Annotated in this window: 18 protein-coding genes; 16 read left to right on the top strand and 2 right to left on the bottom strand. The window is 72.6% G+C overall.

What is annotated here, in order from left to right:
• The first annotated feature begins 2 nt into the window (after window positions 1-2).
• Together metK and DEJ27_RS04790 are read left to right on the top strand one after the other, a co-directional pair.
• A complete protein-coding gene (gene metK / locus DEJ27_RS04795) occupies window positions 3-1,214 on the top strand; it encodes a methionine adenosyltransferase (RefSeq protein WP_110858970.1) in 1,212 nt (403 codons plus the stop codon).
• Window positions 1,215-1,222: 8 nt separating this feature from the next.
• Entirely contained in the window at window positions 1,223-3,205 is a 1,983-nt protein-coding gene (locus DEJ27_RS04790) for a primosomal protein N' (RefSeq protein ID WP_110858969.1), read from the top strand.
• 126 nt (window positions 3,206-3,331) lie between these two features.
• On the opposite strand, the gene DEJ27_RS04785 is transcribed toward DEJ27_RS04790, so the two are convergent.
• Window positions 3,332-3,787: a DUF4383 domain-containing protein gene (locus DEJ27_RS04785; protein WP_110858968.1), complete on the bottom strand. Its 456-nt coding sequence runs from the start codon at window positions 3,785-3,787 to the stop codon at window positions 3,332-3,334.
• 14 nt (window positions 3,788-3,801) lie between these two features.
• The gene (locus DEJ27_RS04780) at window positions 3,802-4,131 is read right to left on the bottom strand and encodes a hypothetical protein (protein ID WP_110858967.1); all 330 of its coding nucleotides are present in this window, start codon (window positions 4,129-4,131) and stop codon (window positions 3,802-3,804) included.
• A 133-nt stretch (window positions 4,132-4,264) separates the two neighbouring features.
• On the opposite strand from DEJ27_RS04780, the gene fmt reads away from it, so the two are divergent.
• From fmt to lgt, 14 genes are all read left to right on the top strand, one after another.
• Window positions 4,265-5,200 carry a methionyl-tRNA formyltransferase gene (gene fmt, locus DEJ27_RS04775; protein ID WP_110858966.1) on the top strand — a complete coding sequence of 312 codons (936 nt, stop codon included), beginning with the start codon at window positions 4,265-4,267 and terminating at the stop codon, window positions 5,198-5,200.
• Entirely contained in the window at window positions 5,197-6,765 is a 1,569-nt protein-coding gene (locus DEJ27_RS04770; RefSeq protein ID WP_258369789.1) for an RsmB/NOP family class I SAM-dependent RNA methyltransferase, read from the top strand. The genes fmt and DEJ27_RS04770 overlap by 4 nt, the downstream gene beginning before the upstream one ends.
• Before the next feature lie 35 nt (window positions 6,766-6,800).
• Window positions 6,801-7,460 carry a ribulose-phosphate 3-epimerase gene (rpe, locus tag DEJ27_RS04765; protein ID WP_111090422.1) on the top strand — a complete coding sequence of 220 codons (660 nt, stop codon included), beginning with the start codon at window positions 6,801-6,803 and terminating at the stop codon, window positions 7,458-7,460.
• Between the two features lie 101 nt (window positions 7,461-7,561).
• Complete coding sequence (locus tag DEJ27_RS04760) at window positions 7,562-7,825, top strand: phosphoribosyl-ATP diphosphatase (RefSeq protein WP_027465728.1); 264 nt, start codon at window positions 7,562-7,564, stop codon at window positions 7,823-7,825.
• A 58-nt stretch (window positions 7,826-7,883) separates the two neighbouring features.
• Window positions 7,884-8,723: an ATP phosphoribosyltransferase gene (gene hisG, locus DEJ27_RS04755; RefSeq protein WP_110858964.1), complete on the top strand. Its 840-nt coding sequence runs from the start codon at window positions 7,884-7,886 to the stop codon at window positions 8,721-8,723.
• Window positions 8,720-9,490 (top strand): imidazole glycerol phosphate synthase subunit HisF, encoded by a 771-nt coding sequence (hisF, locus tag DEJ27_RS04750; RefSeq protein ID WP_110858963.1) that lies wholly within the window; start codon window positions 8,720-8,722, stop codon window positions 9,488-9,490. The genes hisG and hisF overlap by 4 nt, the downstream gene beginning before the upstream one ends.
• A 25-nt stretch (window positions 9,491-9,515) precedes the next feature.
• A complete protein-coding gene (gene hisI, locus DEJ27_RS04745) occupies window positions 9,516-9,914 on the top strand; it encodes a phosphoribosyl-AMP cyclohydrolase (RefSeq protein WP_111090421.1) in 399 nt (132 codons plus the stop codon).
• Window positions 9,911-11,455, top strand: coding sequence for an anthranilate synthase component I (locus DEJ27_RS04740; protein WP_110858961.1), 1,545 nt, complete (start codon window positions 9,911-9,913; stop codon window positions 11,453-11,455). Before hisI ends, DEJ27_RS04740 begins: the two co-directional genes overlap by 4 nt.
• Entirely contained in the window at window positions 11,452-12,150 is a 699-nt protein-coding gene (locus DEJ27_RS04735) for a Trp biosynthesis-associated membrane protein (RefSeq protein ID WP_110858960.1), read from the top strand. Before DEJ27_RS04740 ends, DEJ27_RS04735 begins: the two co-directional genes overlap by 4 nt.
• On the top strand, window positions 12,147-12,386 hold the full coding sequence (locus tag DEJ27_RS04730; RefSeq protein WP_111090420.1) for an HGxxPAAW family protein: 240 nt from the start codon (window positions 12,147-12,149) through the stop codon (window positions 12,384-12,386). The genes DEJ27_RS04735 and DEJ27_RS04730 overlap by 4 nt, the downstream gene beginning before the upstream one ends.
• 19 nt (window positions 12,387-12,405) lie before the next feature.
• Window positions 12,406-13,191, top strand: a complete 786-nt coding sequence (trpC, locus tag DEJ27_RS04725) for an indole-3-glycerol phosphate synthase TrpC (RefSeq protein WP_110859138.1) — start codon at window positions 12,406-12,408, stop codon at window positions 13,189-13,191.
• A 159-nt stretch (window positions 13,192-13,350) separates the two neighbouring features.
• Window positions 13,351-14,565: a tryptophan synthase subunit beta gene (gene trpB / locus DEJ27_RS04720; protein WP_111090502.1), complete on the top strand. Its 1,215-nt coding sequence runs from the start codon at window positions 13,351-13,353 to the stop codon at window positions 14,563-14,565.
• Window positions 14,562-15,356, top strand: coding sequence for a tryptophan synthase subunit alpha (trpA, locus tag DEJ27_RS04715; RefSeq protein ID WP_110858959.1), 795 nt, complete (start codon window positions 14,562-14,564; stop codon window positions 15,354-15,356). Before trpB ends, trpA begins: the two co-directional genes overlap by 4 nt.
• Before the next feature lie 96 nt (window positions 15,357-15,452).
• A complete protein-coding gene (lgt, locus tag DEJ27_RS04710; RefSeq protein WP_181419975.1) occupies window positions 15,453-16,439 on the top strand; it encodes a prolipoprotein diacylglyceryl transferase in 987 nt (328 codons plus the stop codon).
• The last annotated feature ends 197 nt before the right edge of the window (window positions 16,440-16,636 follow it).

Genomic DNA, 16,636 nt, shown 5'->3' with positions numbered 1-16,636 from the left:
CGGTGACTGCAGCTGCTCTCCGCCTCTTCACGTCCGAGTCGGTGACCGAGGGGCACCCCGACAAGATCTGCGACCAGATCTCGGACAGCATCCTCGACGCACTGCTGACGGTCGACCCGAACGCGCGCGTCGCCGTCGAGACGATGGTGACCACCGGGCTCGTGCACGTCGCCGGCGAGGTCACGACCTCCGGTTACGTCGAGATCCCCAAGCTCGTCCGTGACGTCATCACCGGCATCGGCTACAACTCGTCGGACGTCTCGTTCGACGGCGCCACGTGCGGTGTCGAGGTCTCGATCGGTGCGCAGTCGCCGGACATCGCGCAGGGTGTCGACGAGTCGCTCGACTCCCGCACCGGTGCGGTCGACCCGCTCGACCGCCAGGGTGCCGGCGACCAGGGCATCATGTTCGGCTTCGCGACGAACGAGACCCCCGAGTACATGCCGGTCGCGATCTGGCTGGCCCACCGCCTGGCCGAGCGCCTGGCCGCGGTCCGCAAGTCGGGCGAGCTGTCGTTCCTCCGCCCCGACGGCAAGACCCAGGTCACCATCGGGTACGACGGCGTCGTGCCGAAGACCGTCGAGACCGTCGTGCTCTCCACGCAGCACTCGCCGAGCGTCACGCTCGACGAGCTCACCGCGGCGATCACCGAACACGTGATCCGTCCGGTCCTCGACCTGGTCGACCTCGACTCGTCGCACGTCGACGTCATCGTGAACCCGACCGGTCGCTTCGAGATCGGTGGCCCCCAGGGCGACGCCGGGCTCACCGGCCGCAAGGTGATCGTCGACACCTACGGCGGGGCCTCCCGTCACGGTGGCGGCGCGTTCAGCGGCAAGGACCCGTCGAAGGTCGACCGTTCGGCGGCGTACGCGCTGCGCTGGGTCGCCAAGAACGCGGTCGCCGCGGGGCTGGCCGACCGGCTCGAGGTGCAGGTCGCGTACGCGATCGGCCGCGCGAAGCCCGTCGGGCTCTACGTCGAGACCTTCGGCACCGGACACGTCGACGACGCCACGATCGAGGCAGCCATCCGCCAGGTGTTCGACCTGCGTCCGGCCGCGATCATCCGCGACCTCGACCTGCTCCGACCGATCTACGCGCAGACCGCGACCTACGGCCACTTCGGCCGCGAGCTCCCCGGGTTCACGTGGGAGCAGCTCGACCGTGTCGAGGAACTCCGCGCCGCCGCAGGACTCGTCGCCGCGACCGTCTGAAGCACCGCGTGACCACCGTCGCGCGCGTCGTCCTCGACTCGCCGCTCCCGCAGTTGGACCGTCTGTTCGACTACCGGGTGCCGGCCGAGCTCGAGGACGACTGCGTCGCGGGGGTCCGCGTCAAGGTGCCGCTGCGCACCGGGGCACGGATGTCCGACGGCTACGTGGTCGAGATCGTCACCGAAGGTGAGTACCCGGGGGAGCTCAGCCAGATCGAGGCCGTCCTGTCCCCGGTGCCCGTCCTGGCGCCGGAGATCTGGGCCCTCGCGCGCGCCGTCGCCGACCGGGCCGCGGGTGTCGCCTCCGACGTCCTGCGCCTCGCCGTGCCCCCGCGGCAGGTGCGCGCCGAGAAGGCCTGGCTCGCCCGGGACACCGCGTGGTCGCCCCCGCCGGTGAGCGCCCCGCCCGTCACCGGCTACGCCGACGGCGTCCTGGAGGCCGTGGTGACGGAGCACGGACGCGCCGCGGTCGCCGCCGTGCCCCAGCCCGTGGCGGTGGGCGACGCGGGCGAGCCGGTCTGGGTCCCGGGCTGGGCCGCGACGCTCGCCCAGGCGGCCGCGCACACGGTGGCGGCCGAGCAGTCCGCGGTGATCGCCGTGCCGGACTTCCGCGACGTCATCGACCTCGAGCGTGCTCTGCTCGCCGTGCTGCCACCGGAGCGGGTGGTGCGGTTCGACGCCAAGCAGACGAACGGGCAGCGCGCGAAGGCCCTGCTGCAGGCCCGCACGCACCCGGTGGTCGCGATCGGCAACCGCACGGCCGTGTACGCGCCGGCGACCGAGCTCGGGCTGATCGCCATGTGGGACGACGGCGACGCCTCGTTCATCGAGCAGCGGGCGCCCTACGTGCACACGCGCGACGTCGCCCTGGTGCGGGCCGCCCAGTCCGGTGCCGCCCTGCTGTTCGTCTCGCACGCGCGCAGCACCGACGTGCAGCGACTGGTCGAGCTGCACTGGCTGCAGGACGTCGTGCCCCACCGCGTGAAGACCCCGAAGGTCATCCCCACCGTGCAGCAGACCGGGGCCGAGGGGTTCGCCGCACAGGCCCGCATCCCGAGTTCCGCCTGGCGTGCCGCGCGCGAGGCCAGCCAGCACGGTGCCGTCCTGGTGCAGGTCGCGAGCCCGGGCTTCGGCACCGGGCTGGTCTGCGCCGAATGCGGCGAACGCGCGCACTGCCGCGTCTGCGGCGGGCCGCTCGGCAGCCCGCACCGTGGCGCCACGCCGCAGTGCCGGTTCTGCGGCGCGCTGGCCGTCGGGTTCCGCTGCCCGACGTGCGGCAACGGCACCGTCAAGCCGGTCGGCCAGGGGGCGCAACGGACGGCCGACGAACTCGGGCGGGCGTTCCCCGGTACCCGGATCGTCGTCGCCGACGGCTCACGCCCGCTCGACGAGGTCCCCGCCCGGCCCTCCGTCGTCGTCGCCACCCGTGGGGCCGAGCCGTCGGTGCCGGGGGGCTACGCCTGCGTGCTGCTGCTGGACGGTGAGAAGATGCTCGCCCGCGAGGGGCTGCGCGTGCAGGAGGACGTCCTGCGCTTCTGGACGAACGCGGCGGCGAAGTCGGCCCCCGGTGCCGAGGTGTACCTGGTCGGGATCGGCGGTCGGCTGGCCTCGGCGATGGCCCTGTGGCGACTCGACGGGCCCGCGCACGACGAGCTGACCGACCGCCGCGAACTGCACTTCCCGCCGGCGGTCCGGGTCGCGACGATGACCGGCACCGACGAAGCCGTCACCGCTGCGGTCGAAGCGCTCGGCGACGCCGTCGTCGGTCCGGTGCTCGGTCCGGTCCCGGTCGAGGACGACGCCCTGCCGGGCACGGTCCGGGCGATCGTGCGGTTCCCGTACGCGCACGGGGCCGAGGTCGCCGCGACGCTCAAGGCCGAGGTGATCCGGCGCTCGTCGACCAGGCGGGTGCTCAAGGGCGGCAACCGCCGACGCGCCGCTCCGACGCTGCGGGTGCGGTTGGACGACGCCGAACCGTTCTCCGAGGTCTGACCCGGCCGGGCCCGCGTGGGCCCGACCGCGAGCGCCCCGACGCAGAACGACACCGCCGACGTCGTCGGACGTCGGCGGTGTCGTTCAGGGTCTGCCGCCGAGTGGCGACGGGCTGGTGCGGGCCGGTCAGGCGTTGGCGGGCCGGCGACGCTCGCGGGGCAGCACGACGCCGAGGGCGACCATGCCGATGGCGAGGACGAGGTGCAGCCAGTTGTCGGCGTTGTTCAGCGGGACGAAGTTCGCACCCGAGCTGTGACCGGCGGTGAAGAGGCCGTAGATCCACAGCACGAAGTAGACGATCCCGCCGATCACCAGGTACATCCGCGAGCCGGAGGCACGGTTGGCGGCGATCAGTCCGACGACGCCGAACAGCAGGTGCACGATGTTGTGCAGCACGGACACCTGGAAGATGCCGAGCAGCATGCCCATCGACTCGTGTCCGGCCCCGGCCAGGTCGCCGGTCGTGATGCCGGGGATGAACCCGGCGATCCCGACGAGCAGGAACACGATGCCGACCACGAGGGCGGCCTTCTGGACGGACGAACCGGCGTAGCGGTTGGTGGCGGTGGTGACGTCGCTCATGGTGTCTCCTGATCTCAGCGCGGTTGCGCGGGGTTGGTGGGCACGCCGTGGGACGGCGGGTTGATCGTCGGACCGGCGGTGGCCGGCGTGACGTCCGCGGGTGCCGAGGCCCCCGCAGACGTCTCGGGGAGGTGCTCCGGCACGGAACCGGTCGGCTCCGCACCGCCGTCCAGGGCCTCGATCCGGTGACGGATCCGCTCCAGCACCGGCAACCGTGCGCCGTGGGCGTTCTCGTGGTCGAGCAGCACCTCGAGCTGCTCGCGGTCGAGGGCCGTCAGGTGCTCCGTCAGGTTGCCGAGCGGGACGTGGTCGAAGTCCGGGATGGGCAGGTCTCGGTCGGTCATGGTGCTCCTTCCGTCGATGCAGCCACAACGTACGCAGCCCACGCTCTGCTGGTGCACAGGCAGTGCCGAGCACCGCGTGCCCCGGACAGGCGTCGGGGTCGGGTGGGCCGGTCGGCGTGGGAGGATCGAACCCATGCGTCTCGTCGTCGCCGGCAGCCCCGCTGCGGCCGTCCCCACCCTCCGCCGTCTGGCGGCGTCCGACCACGAGATCGTCGCGGTGCTCACGCGGCCGGCCACCCCGCAGGGCCGCAAGCGTGTCCTCACCCCGACCCCGGTGGCCGTCGTCGCCGCCGAGCTCGGACTGCCCGTCATCGAGGCCTCGCGCGTCGACGACGCCGTCACCGTCCGGATCGCGGACCTCGACGTCGACCTCGGCGTCATCGTCGCGTACGGCGCCCTGCTCCGCCGCCCGGCCCTCGACGCCCCGCGGCACGGGTGGATCAACCTGCACTTCTCCGACCTGCCGGCGTACCGCGGTGCGGCTCCCGTGCAGCGTGCGGTGATGGCCGGCGACACCCGGACCGCCGCGACGGTCTTCCAGCTGGTCGAGGCGCTCGACGCCGGCCCCGTCCACGCTGCGCGGCCCTTCGAGATCGACCCCGAGGCGACCTCGGGCGAGGTCCTCGCCGCGATGGCCGAGGTCGGCGCCGACGTCGTGGCGGACGTCGTGGACGCCATCGCCGCCGGCACCGCCGTCGCGACCGAGCAGTCCGGCGAGCCCACGGTCGCCCCGAAGCTCACGATCGACGACGGCCGCATCGACTTCGCCGTGCCCGCCACCGTCGTGCACGCGCGGCTGCGCGGGGTCACGCCCGAGCCCGGCGCGTACGCCCACCTGGGCGAGACCCGCGTGAAGCTGCTCCGCAGCACACTCCGGCCGGGAGGCACGCAGGACCCCGCCCCGTCGCTCGCGCCGGGTGCGCTCGCACTCCACGGCGGTCGGCTGCTGGTCGGGACCGCCGACACCCCGCTCGTGCTGCTCGAGGTGCAGCCGGCGGGCAAGAAGGCGATGGACGCCGCCGCCTGGGCCCGTGGCCTCGGCGAACTGGACGGGAAGGTCCTCGCATGAGCCCCCAGACGAAGCCCCAGGGTGCCCGCCGCGGCCCGCGTCCGGCCAGCGCCCGCCGCGTGGCGTTCGACGTGCTCCGCGCCGTGCAGGTCGACGACGCCTACGCGAACCTGCTGCTGCCGACGCGCATCCGCCGCGCCGGTCTCACCGCTCGCGACGCCGGGTTCGCGACCGAGCTCACGTACGGCTCGATCCGGATGCTCGGCCGCTACGACGTGATCATCGCGCTGGCCTCCGGTCGCCGGGCCGAGAACATCGAGGCGGACGTCCTCGACGTGATGCGCCTCGGTGCGCACCAGCTGCTCGCCATGCGCACGCCGACGCACGCGGCCGTCGACGCCACGGTCGAGCTCGCCCGCGAGGTCGGCGCCCGCCGCGCCACCGGGTTCGTGAACGCCGTGATGCGCAAGATCGCCGCCCGCACCGATCAGGAGTGGGACGCCCTGATCACCGAGGGCCGCGCCGGGGACGCCCTGCTCGCCACCCGCTGGTCGCACCCGGTCTGGGTCGTCTCGGCGCTCCGCGACGCCCTGGCCGCCGAACGCTCGCGCGACGAGCTCGCCGCCCTGCTCGCCGCCGACAACGCAGCACCCCGGGTGCAGCTCGCGGCCCTGCCCGGACTCGCCACCGACGAGGACATCGCCACCGCGACCGCCCGCACCACGCCGGACGACGACACCGACGCCGCGTTCGCCGACGCGACCGGTGCGGACGACGTGCCCGCGGCCCTGGTGCCGGCCGACGACGAACCGGAGGCCGACGGCGCGACCGGCACCGTGCCTCCCGTCCGGGCCGACGAGCCCGTCGTGCAGGCGGATGCCGCGCCGGTGTCGCCCGTCGGCATCCGCGGCATCAGCGGCGACCCGGCGCGCGTGCCGGGCGTCGCCGCCGGACGCCTGCGCGTGCAGGACGAGGGGTCGCAGCTCGCCGCGCTGGCGCTGAGCCGCTCGTCGGACGTGCGTGCGGGGGAGCGGTGGCTCGACATGTGCGCCGGGCCCGGCGGCAAGGCCGCGCTGCTCGCCGCCGAGGCGCAGCAGGGCGGGGCGACCCTGGTCGCCAACGAGCTCGTGCCCGCCCGCGCCGGACTCGTGCGGAACGCCCTCGGTGTGTTCGGTGACCACGTGCGGGTCGTCGAGGGCGACGCCCGTCGGTACGGCCGGGACGGCACCGGGATGACCTTCGACCGCATCCTGCTCGACGCCCCGTGCACCGGGCTCGGCGCGCTGCGTCGCCGGCCGGAGGCACGCTGGCGGAAGCTCCCCGAGGACGTCGAGGAGCTCGCGGCCCTGCAGACCGAACTGCTCGACGCCGCCGTGCGGGTGCTCGCACCGGGCGGGACCCTGGCGTACGTGACGTGCTCGCCGCACCTGGCCGAGACCCGCGGGCAGGTCGACGCCCTGATGGGGCGGCACGGTGACCGGCTCGAGCAGCTCGACACCGCCACGATCGTCCGGGGCGTCGCCGCACGCGACCCCGAGATCGCGGACGGTGCGACCGCGCAGCTGTGGCCGCACCGCGTCGGGACGGACGCGATGTTCATCGCGCTGTTCCGTCGCGTCGACTGAGGCCCCGGCCCACGGCGCGCCGGTAGGCTTGCCCGGTGACGATCCGCATCTCGCCGAGCATCCTGTCCGCCGACTTCGCGAACCTCGAGCGCGAACTCCAGCGCATCGAGACCGCCGACCTGGTGCACGTCGACGTGATGGACAACCACTTCGTCCCGAACCTGACGCTCGGGCTGCCGATCGTGCAGCGGCTGCAGCAGGTGTCGCCGGTGCCGCTCGACGTGCACCTGATGATCACCGACGCCGATCGCAACGCGCCGAAGTACGCCGAGACCGGTGCGTCGAGCGTCACGTTCCACTTCGAGGCAGCCGACGACCCGGTGGCGACCGCCGCGGCGATCCGGTCGAACGGTGCCCGCGCGGCGATCGCCGTGAAGCCCGGCACCCCGATCACGCAGGTGCTGCACCACCTCGACGCCTACGACATGATCCTGCTGATGACGGTCGAGCCCGGGTTCGGCGGCCAGTCCTTCATGCCGTCCGTGATGCCGAAGCTCGCCGACGCCCGGGCCGCCGTCGACGCGTCCGGGCTCGACGTCTGGCTCGAGGTGGACGGCGGGATCGCGGTCGACACCGTGCCCGAGGCCGTCCGGAGCGGTGCCGACACCCTGGTGGCGGGCTCCGCGGTCTACGGCGGCGAACCCGCCGCGCGCATCGCGGACCTGCGCGAGGCCGCCGCTCGGGCGCGCTCGTGACCGGGGGAGCGCCGGAGCGCACCGGCGTCACCGAGGTGACCACTGCCTCCCGTCCGGACGGTGCGTCGGCAGCGTCAGCGGAGACCGGTAGCCTGGACCCCGTGAAGACGTTCGACGACCTGTTCCAGGAGCTCACCGAGAAGGCGCGCACGCGCCCCGAGGGCTCCGGCACCGTCGCCGAACTGGACGCCGGCGTGCACCAGATCGGCAAGAAGATCGTGGAGGAAGCCGCCGAGGTCTGGATGGCGGCCGAGTACGAGGGCGACGAGCGCACCTCGGAGGAGATCTCGCAGCTGATCTACCACCTCCAGGTCCTCATGGTCGCCAAGGGGCTCACCCCGGCGGACGTCTGGCGACATCTGTAGGAAGCGCCGCCCGGCGCACCGACGACCGCCGACGACCCCACAGAAAGCAGACCCACTGATGCTCCGCATCGCCGTGCCCAACAAGGGCTCCCTGTCCGAGACCGCGTCCGACATGCTGCGGGAGGCCGGGTACGCCGGCCGCCGCGACCCGAAGGCGCTGCACCTGCTCGACGAGCGCAACGGCGTCGAGTTCTTCTTCCTCCGCCCGCGGGACATCGCCACGTACGTGGGGTCCGGCGCGCTCGACGTCGGCGTCACCGGCCGCGACCTGCTGCTCGACTCCGGGTCCGAGGCGCACGAGGTCGACGCGCTCGGCTTCGCCGACTCCACCTTCCGGTTCGCCGGCACCCCGGGTCGGTTCGCCTCGCTGCAGGACCTCGACGGCGTGCGCGTGGCCACGAGCTACCCCGGACTGGTCGGTGCGTTCCTCGCCGAGCACGGGGTCAGCTCCACGCTCGTGAAGCTCGACGGCGCGGTCGAGAGCGCCGTCCGGCTCGGGGTCGCCGACGCCGTGGCCGACGTCGTGTCGACGGGCAGCACGCTCCGGCAGGCGGGCCTCGAGATCTTCGGCCCGGTGATCCTCGAGTCGACCGCGGTGCTCGTCTCCACCGACGAGACCATCCCCGGCATCGACGTGCTGCGCCGGCGTCTACAGGGCGTGCTCGTCGCCCGTGGCTACGTGATGCTCGACTACGACGTCCCCACGGCCCTGCTCGAGCAGGCGACCGCGGTGGCGTCCGGCATCGAGTCGCCCACCGTGTCGCCGCTGCACGACCGCGACTGGGCCGCGGTCCGCGTGATGATCCCGCGCGACGACGCGAACCTCATCATGGACGCGCTCTACGACCTCGGCGCCCGGGCGATCCTCGTCAGCCCGATCCACGCCGCACGCCTGTGACCGCCGGTGGCGTGTCGGTGCGGGTCATCCCGTGCCTCGACGTCAAGGGCGGTCGCGTCGTCAAGGGCGTCAACTTCCTGGACCTCCAGGACGCCGGTGACCCCGTCGAGCTCGCGGCTCGCTACTACGAGCAGGGTGCCGACGAGCTGACCTTCCTGGACGTCGGCGCCACGGTCGAGAACCGCGCGACGATGTACGACACCGTGACCCGGACGGCCGAGCAGGTCTTCATCCCGCTCACCGTCGGCGGTGGGGTGCGCAGTGTCGACGACGTCTCGCGGCTGCAGCAGTGCGGCGCGGACAAGATCGGCGTGAACAGCGCAGCCATCGCACGGCACGAGCTCATCGGCGAGATCGCCGACCGGTTCGGCGCCCAGGCAGTCGTGCTGTCGCTCGACGTCAAGCGGTCCGACCGGATGCCCTCGGGCTTCGTGGTGACCACCCACGGCGGGCGGACCGAGTCCGACCTCGACGCCATCGCGTGGGCACGCGAGGCCGTCGAGCGCGGCGCGGGGGAACTGCTGGTCAACTCCATCGACGCCGACGGCACGAAGAACGGGTTCGACCTCGAACTCGTGACCGCGGTGCGCGCCGTCTCGTCCGTCCCGGTGATCGCCTCGGGAGGCGCGGGTCGCGTCGAGCACTTCGCCCCGGCCGTCGACGCGGGTGCGGATGCAGTCCTCGCCGCCAGCGTCTTCCACCGTGGCGAGATGACCGTGGGGGACGTCAAGGCCGCGCTCCGCGCGACCGGCCACGCCGTCCGCTGATCCGCCGCCGTAGGCTAGGAGTCTCATGACCGACAGCACCAACACCGACACCGAGGCGGTCCTCGACCGCGCACGCTTCGGTGCGGACGGCCTGCTCCCCGCCATCGTGCAGGAGGAATCGTCGAAGGACGTCCTCATGCTCGGCTACATGGACCGGGAAGCCCTCCGCCGCACCCTCACCGAAGGCCGTGTGACCTTCTGGTCGCGGTCGCGGAACGAGTACTGGCGGAAGGGCGACACGTCGGGACACGCCCAGTACGTCCGGGGCGCTGCGCTGGACTGCGACGACGACACGCTCCTCGTCACGGTGCAGCAGGTCGGGGCGGCGTGCCACACCGGGGCGCACCGGTGCTTCGACGTCGACCCGCTCGCGCCCGTGACCATGTCCGCCCCGGCGGACACGGCCGGGGAGCCGACGCGATGACCACCGCGACGATCTCCGACACCCCGCACACGACCTCCCGACCTGAGTTCGACGGCCTGCTCGGCGACCACCGGGTCCTGCCGGTCGTCCGCGCGCTGTACGGCGACAGCGAGACGCCGGTCGGCGTCTACCGCAAGCTCGCCGACGGCCGCCCCGGGTCCTTCCTGCTCGAGTCCGCCGGCCAGGGCGGCCTGTGGTCGCGCTGGTCGTTCGTCGGCGTCCGGAGCTTCGGCGTCCTGACGCAGGACGGCGACCGCGCGGCATGGATCGACACCGGCATCGACGCCGAGCGCGCCGTCGGGTCGCTCGAAGGCGCCCCCCTCGAGGTCCTCGCACGGTTGCACGAGCGCTGGGCCACGCCGCGGGTGCCCGGCTCGCCGCCGCTCGTCGGCGGCACCGTGGGCTTCATCGGGTGGGAGGCCGTGCGGCAGCTCGAGCACCTGCCGAACGTGCCGCCAGCCGACTTCGACGTCCCCGGACAGGCGCTGTCGTTCGTCTCCGAACTCGCCGCGCTCGACCACCGCACCGGTCTCGTGCTGCTCGTCGCGAGCGTGCTGAACGACGGCACCGACGACGCGGACACCCTCTGGGCGGACGCGCAGCAGCGCCTCGACCGCATGCAGGGCGACCTGGTGCAACCGAGCGTCGCGACCGTCGCCGAGGCCTTCGAGATCGCCGAGCCGACCCCGACCCACCGTACGAGCCCGGCCGACTACATGGCGGCCGTCGAGCGCTCGAAGGGCTTCATCCGCGACGGCGACGTGTTCCAGGTCGTCATCTCGCAGCGGTTCGACCACGAGGTCACGGCCGACCCGCTCGACGTCTACCGGGTCCTCCGGACGCTGAACCCGAGTCCGTACATGTACTTCCTCGCCCTCGCGGACACCGCCGACGAGCGGTTCTGGATCGTCGGGGCCTCGCCAGAGGCCCTGGTCAAGGTGCAGGGTGACCGCGCGATCACACACCCGATCGCCGGGTCCCGCCCGCGCGGTGCGACCCCGGAAGAGGACGTCCGCCTCGGCGAGGACCTGCTCGGCGACCCGAAGGAGCGCGCCGAGCACCTGATGCTCGTCGACCTCGCCCGCAACGACCTGCAGAAGGTGTGCGAGCCGGGCACCGTCAGCGTCACCGAGTTCATGACCGTCGAGCGGTTCAGCCACATCATGCACCTGGTGTCGAGCGTCGAGGGGCGGGTGCGTCCCGACGCCTCGGCGATCGACGTGTTCCGGGCGACGTTCCCGGCCGGCACGCTCTCGGGTGCGCCGAAGCCGCGTGCGCTCGAGATCATCGACGAGCTCGAGCCGGCGAAGCGCGGTGCGTACGCCGGAGTCGTCGGGTACTTCGACTTCGCCGGTGACGCCGACCTGGCGATCGCGATCCGAACGGCCCTGATCAAGGACGGCGTCGCCCGCGTGCAGGCCGGTGCCGGGCTCGTGGCGGACTCCGACCCGGAGACCGAGCACGTCGAGGCGGTCAACAAGGCCGCCGCGCCGCTGCGTGCCGTCGCCACGGCCAACCGGATGCGCGAGGTCCGCTCGTGAAGCGCTCGCGTCCGATCGTCGTGGTCGCCGGGCTCCTGGTCGCCGGCGTCATCATGCTCGCCTGGACCCAGACCTGGTTCACCGTGCGCCTGCACGCGGGTGCCGCCGTCACCTCGACGGTCTCGGCCGACGGGGCGGCGGTCGTGCCGCAGTACACCGCGCTGGCGATCGCCAGCCTCGCACTCTTCCTGGCGATGACCATCGCCGGACGGGTGTTGCGCATCGTGCTCGCCGCCGTCGAGATCCTGCTCGGCCTCGGCGTGGTCGTCAGCGGGATCACCGCACTCGGTGACCCGATCGCCGCTGCACGCGGTGCCGTCGGCGAGGTCGCCGGGGTCAGCGACCTCGGCGCCGTCCGCGGTGTCGTGTCGAGCGTCTCCGTGAGCCCGTGGCCCGCCGTCGGGATCGCGGGCGGCGTGCTCGCCGTGCTGCTCGGCGTGGTCGTCATCGTGGTCCAGCGCGCCTGGCCCGGCCCGAGCCGGAAGTACGGTGCGGCGACCGCCGGGGCCGCCGCGGCGGCACGCGCAGCAGCACCCGTCCAGCGCGACGCGGTCGTCGACTGGGACGACCTGAGCGCGGGCGTGGACCCGACCACCGCCGACGGCGCGGGCGCGGGGGCGCCGAGTGACGACACGGTAGGATCGACAGGGCGTCGCTCGACCGACGACGCCGGAGCAGAACGAGGAGCACCGTGAGCAACACTGAGCCCGCAGAACTCGGCGAAGGCCACTCGCCGGCCGCCTGGACCGCCGTCGTGATCATGCTGATCGGATTCGCGGCAGGCACGCTGTTCTTCTGGTTCGACCAGCCGTGGGGCGTCTGGGCCTCCGCCGGCGTCGTCCTCATCGGCCTCATCGCCGGTGGCGTGATGAAGAAGGCCGGCTACGGCGTCGACGGTCCGAAGTTCGTCCCCAAGCACCACGGCGAGTAGGGGTCTCCCGATGCCGAACGTGCTCGAGACCCTCGTCGCGGGCGCGCTCGAGGACGCCGCCGCCCGTCGTGTCGATCGTCCGTACTCGGACGTCGAACGCGACCTCGACCGGGTGGCGTCGCCGCTCGACGCCCTCGCGTTCCTCAGCCCGGGCGATCGGGTGAAGATCATCGCCGAGGTCAAGCGTGCCAGCCCGTCCCGCGGGTCGATGGCCGCGATCGCCGACCCGGCCGCCCTCGCCGCCGACTACGAGCGTGGCGGGGCCTCGACGATCAGCGTCCTGACCGAGGGCCGCAAGTTCCTCGGCAGCCTGGCCGACCTCGAAGCCGTGAAGGCCCGCGTCGGGGTCCCCGTGCTCCGCAAGGACTTCATCGCAGACCCGTACCAGGTGATCGAGGCCCGGGCGTCCGGAGCCGACGTCGTGCTGCTCATCGTGGCGGCGCTCGAACAGGCCCGCCTGGTCGAACTGCACACCCTGGCCGAAGAACTCGGCATGCGCGTGCTGGTCGAGGCGCACTCCGGTGACGAGGTCACGCGTGGCCTCGACGCCGGTGCCCGCATCCTCGGCGTCAACGCCCGTGACCTGACCGACTTCTCGCTCGACCGCGACCTGTTCGGGTCGCTCGCCGACCGCATCCCCGCCGGGGTCGTGCGGGTCGCCGAGTCCGCGGTCTCCGGTCCGGCCGACGTCGCCCACTACCGTGCAGCGGGCGCCGACGTCGTGCTGGTCGGTGAAGCGCTCGTGACGGGCGACGACCCTGCCGCGACCCTGGCGTCGTTCGTCGACGCCGCCGACCAGGCCTGACCGGCCCACGGGGCCGCCGAATCGTGGCCCGATCCGCCCACGGTGCCGCCGAAGAGCGGCCTGACCCGCCAACGCATCGAGGCCGCCGACCGCGGCCGCACGTTCCACCCGTCCGACGCGGCCGACCGGCCGCGTCGGACTCGTCCCGGGAGACACATCGTGACCTCACTCCGCGACCTGCACGGCCCCTACTTCGGTGACTTCGGCGGACGCTTCGTCCCCGAGTCCCTCGTCCTCGCGCTCGACGAGCTCGAGGCCGCCTTCCGTCAGGCCTGGGCGGACCCGGCGTTCCGTGCGGAGCTCGACGAGCTGCAGCGTGACTACACCGGGCGCCCCTCGATCATCACCGAGGTGCCGCGGTTCGCGAAGCACGCCGGTGGTGCCCGGGTCATCCTGAAGCGCGAGGACCTGAACCACACCGGCTCCCACAAGATCAACAACGTCCTCGGCCAGGCCCTCGTCGCCCGTCGGCTCGGCAAGACCCGCCTGATCGCCGAGACCGGTGCCGGCCAGCACGGCGTCGCCACCGCGACCGCTGCCGCACTGTTCGGCATGGACTGCGTCGTCTACATGGGCGCTGTCGACACGGAGCGACAGGCCCTCAACGTCGCCCGGATGCGCCTGCTGGGCGCCGAGGTGATCCCCGTCGAGACCGGTTCGCGCACCCTGAAGGACGCCATCAACGACGCCCTGCGCGACTGGGTCGCCAACGTCGAGTCGACGCACTACCTGCTCGGCACGGTCGCCGGTCCGCACCCCTTCCCCGAGATGGTGCGCGAGTTCCACAAGGTCATCGGCGAGGAAGCGCGGCAGCAGGTCCTCGACCGCGTCGGGCGCCTGCCGGACGCCGTCGCGGCCTGCGTCGGCGGCGGTTCGAACGCGATGGGCATCTTCGAGGCGTTCCTCGACGACGAGTCCGTCGCGCTGCACGGCTTCGAGGCCGGCGGCGACGGCGTCGAGACCGGTCGCCACGCGGCGAGCATCACGCTCGGTCGCGAGGGCGTGCTGCAGGGCGCGAAGTCGTACCTGATGCAGGACGAGGACGGCCAGACGATCGAGAGCCACAGCATCTCCGCCGGACTCGACTACCCGAGCGTCGGACCGGAGCACGCGTACCTGGCGTCGATCGGCCGCGCGAAGTACCAGCCGATCACCGACACCGAGGCGATGGAGGCGTTCCGACTGCTGAGCCAGACCGAGGGCATCATCCCGGCGATCGAGTCGTCCCACGCCCTCGCCGGTGCGATGAAGCTCGGCAAGGAGCTCGGCCCCGAGGGCGTCGTGCTCGTGAACCTGTCCGGCCGGGGTGACAAGGACGTCGCGTCCGCCAGTCGCTACTTCGGCATCCTCGACGAGAACGCGGTGCAGCTGTGACCACGAACCGGACCGTCGCCACGACGATCGACACCGCCAACGCCGAGCGCGCCGGAGCCGTCGTCGGCTACCTGCCCGCCGGGTACCCGAACCTGCAGACCAGCGTCGACGCCGCCGTCGCCCTCGCCGAGAACGGCGTGGACGTCATCGAGTTCGGCCTGCCGTACTCCGACCCGGTGATGGACGGCCCCGTGATCCAGCGGGCGGCCGAGGAGAGCCTGGCGAACGGCTTCCGGGTCGCACAGGTCTTCGACGCCGTGCAGCAGATCACCGAGCGGGCCGACGTGCCGGTGCTCGTCATGACCTATTGGAACCCGGTGCTGCGCTACGGCGTGGACCGTTTCGCGGACGACCTCGTCGCCGCCGGTGCCGCCGGCCTGATCACGCCCGACCTCATCCCCGACGAGGCCTCCGCGTGGACCGAGGCCTCCGAGCGGACCGGGCTCGACCGGGTCTTCCTCGCCGCACCGTCCTCGTCCGACGAGCGCATGCGCCAGGCGGTCCAGGCCAGCCGTGGGTTCGTCTACGCCGTCTCCACGATGGGTGTGACCGGTGCACGGGCCGGGGTCGACGTCGCCGCTCGCACGGTGGTGTCGCGCCTGCGCGACGCCGGGGTCGAGCGCACTTGCGTGGGTCTCGGGATCTCGACGGCCGAGCAGGTCGGCGAGGTGCTCGAGTACGCCGACGGTGCCATCGTCGGGTCCGCGTTCGTCCGCGCGCTGGCCGACCTCGGTGTGCAGGGTGTGGCCGACCGTGCCGCCGACCTCTCCACCGGCGCCCGCCGCCGCTAGTCCAGTTCCTGTCGGGCCCGCGACCCGCGCTACAGTGAGCGAGGCCGACGCCACGTCGACCGCGCCCCGTCAGTTCCGAAAGGCGACAGCACCTCCATGCCCCTCCTGAGCATCCCGAGCCCGAGCACCGCCTGGCAGTACTTCGACCTGACCGCCTGGCTCCGCGACGCGTTCGGCTGGTCGCTGCCCCTCGACTTCCGCATCCACGCGTACGCGATCTGCATCCTGATCGGGATCGTGGCCGCGGTCGTCCTGGCGAACCGCCGACTCAACGCCCGCGGCGTCGAGCGCTGGATCATCATCGACATCGCGATCTGGGCCGTGCCCGCCGGCATCATCGGCGGTCGCCTCTTCCACGTGTTCACCCACGTGTCCGACTACTTCGGCCCCGGCATCGACCCGCTGTCCTTCCTGTACATCTGGGAGGGCGGGCTCGCCATCTTCGGCGCGCTCATCCTCGGGTCGGTCGGCGCGTGGATCGGCTGCCGCCAGGTGGGCCTGCGGTTCACGTCGTTCATCGACGCCGTCGTGCCGGGCGTCCTGCTCGCGCAGGCCTTCGGCCGCCTGGGCAACTACTTCAACCAGGAGCTCTTCGGCATGCCGACGAGCCTGCCCTGGGGCCTCGAGATCGACTCGAGCAACGCCGCGTTCCCGAAGGGCCTGCCCGAGGGCACGCTGTTCCACCCGACGTTCCTGTACGAGATCATCTGGAACGTCCTCGGTGTCGTCGTCATCCTGTTCCTGGCGCGCAAGTTCACGCTGCAGTGGGGCAAGGTCCTCGGTCTGTACCTGATCTGGTACGGCGCAGGACGCTCGGTGCTCGAGTCCATCCGCGTCGACACGAGCGAGACCTTCTTCGGTGTCCGCACCAACGTGTGGGTGGCCCTCGCCGCGGTCGTCATCGGCATCCTGATCTTCGTGGTGCAGAGCCGTCGGCACACCGGCAAGGAGCCGAGCCCGTACCTGCCGGGGCGCGAGCCCCGTCCGAGGTCCGTTGTAGACTCGGACGACACCTTCTCGGAGCACGACGACGACGCAGCAGACGGCGTCACGAGCGACGATCCGGTCACGACCACTCGCTGATCGCGTCGCGGAGACACCCCCTCCCGACCACCACCGGTGACGCGCAGCAGCACCACCAGCAGCACCAGACGGCCCCCGCCACAAGCGGGGCCCAGCAACCTCGCCGGCCGGCAGGGCAACTCACTGACGGCGGGCACGGGCACCAGTCCCGCCCGCTCGGGCGGAACGCACCACCGGGCCACCGCTGTCCCTGTTCC

The organism is Curtobacterium sp. MCPF17_018 (assembly GCF_003234135.1).
Taxonomy (GTDB): Bacteria; Actinomycetota; Actinomycetes; order Actinomycetales; family Microbacteriaceae; genus Curtobacterium; species Curtobacterium flaccumfaciens.
Note: the sequence above shows the minus strand (reverse complement) of the source record. Positions and strands in the feature narration are given on the sequence as shown.

Excerpts from the sequence above, each read along its gene's own strand:
- DEJ27_RS04770 (WP_258369789.1), top strand. The coding sequence starts at position 5,197 with ATGAGCCCCCAGACGAAGCCCCAGGGTGCCCGCCGCGGCCCGCGTCCG.
- lgt (WP_181419975.1), top strand. The coding sequence starts at position 15,453 with ATGCCCCTCCTGAGCATCCCGAGCCCGAGCACCGCCTGGCAGTACTTC.
- fmt (WP_110858966.1), top strand. The coding sequence starts at position 4,265 with ATGCGTCTCGTCGTCGCCGGCAGCCCCGCTGCGGCCGTCCCCACCCTC.
- DEJ27_RS04780 (WP_110858967.1), bottom strand. The coding sequence starts at position 4,131 with ATGACCGACCGAGACCTGCCCATCCCGGACTTCGACCACGTCCCGCTC.
- DEJ27_RS04785 (WP_110858968.1), bottom strand. The coding sequence starts at position 3,787 with ATGAGCGACGTCACCACCGCCACCAACCGCTACGCCGGTTCGTCCGTC.
- hisG (WP_110858964.1), top strand. The coding sequence starts at position 7,884 with ATGCTCCGCATCGCCGTGCCCAACAAGGGCTCCCTGTCCGAGACCGCG.
- hisI (WP_111090421.1), top strand. The coding sequence starts at position 9,516 with ATGACCGACAGCACCAACACCGACACCGAGGCGGTCCTCGACCGCGCA.
- DEJ27_RS04740 (WP_110858961.1), top strand. The coding sequence starts at position 9,911 with ATGACCACCGCGACGATCTCCGACACCCCGCACACGACCTCCCGACCT.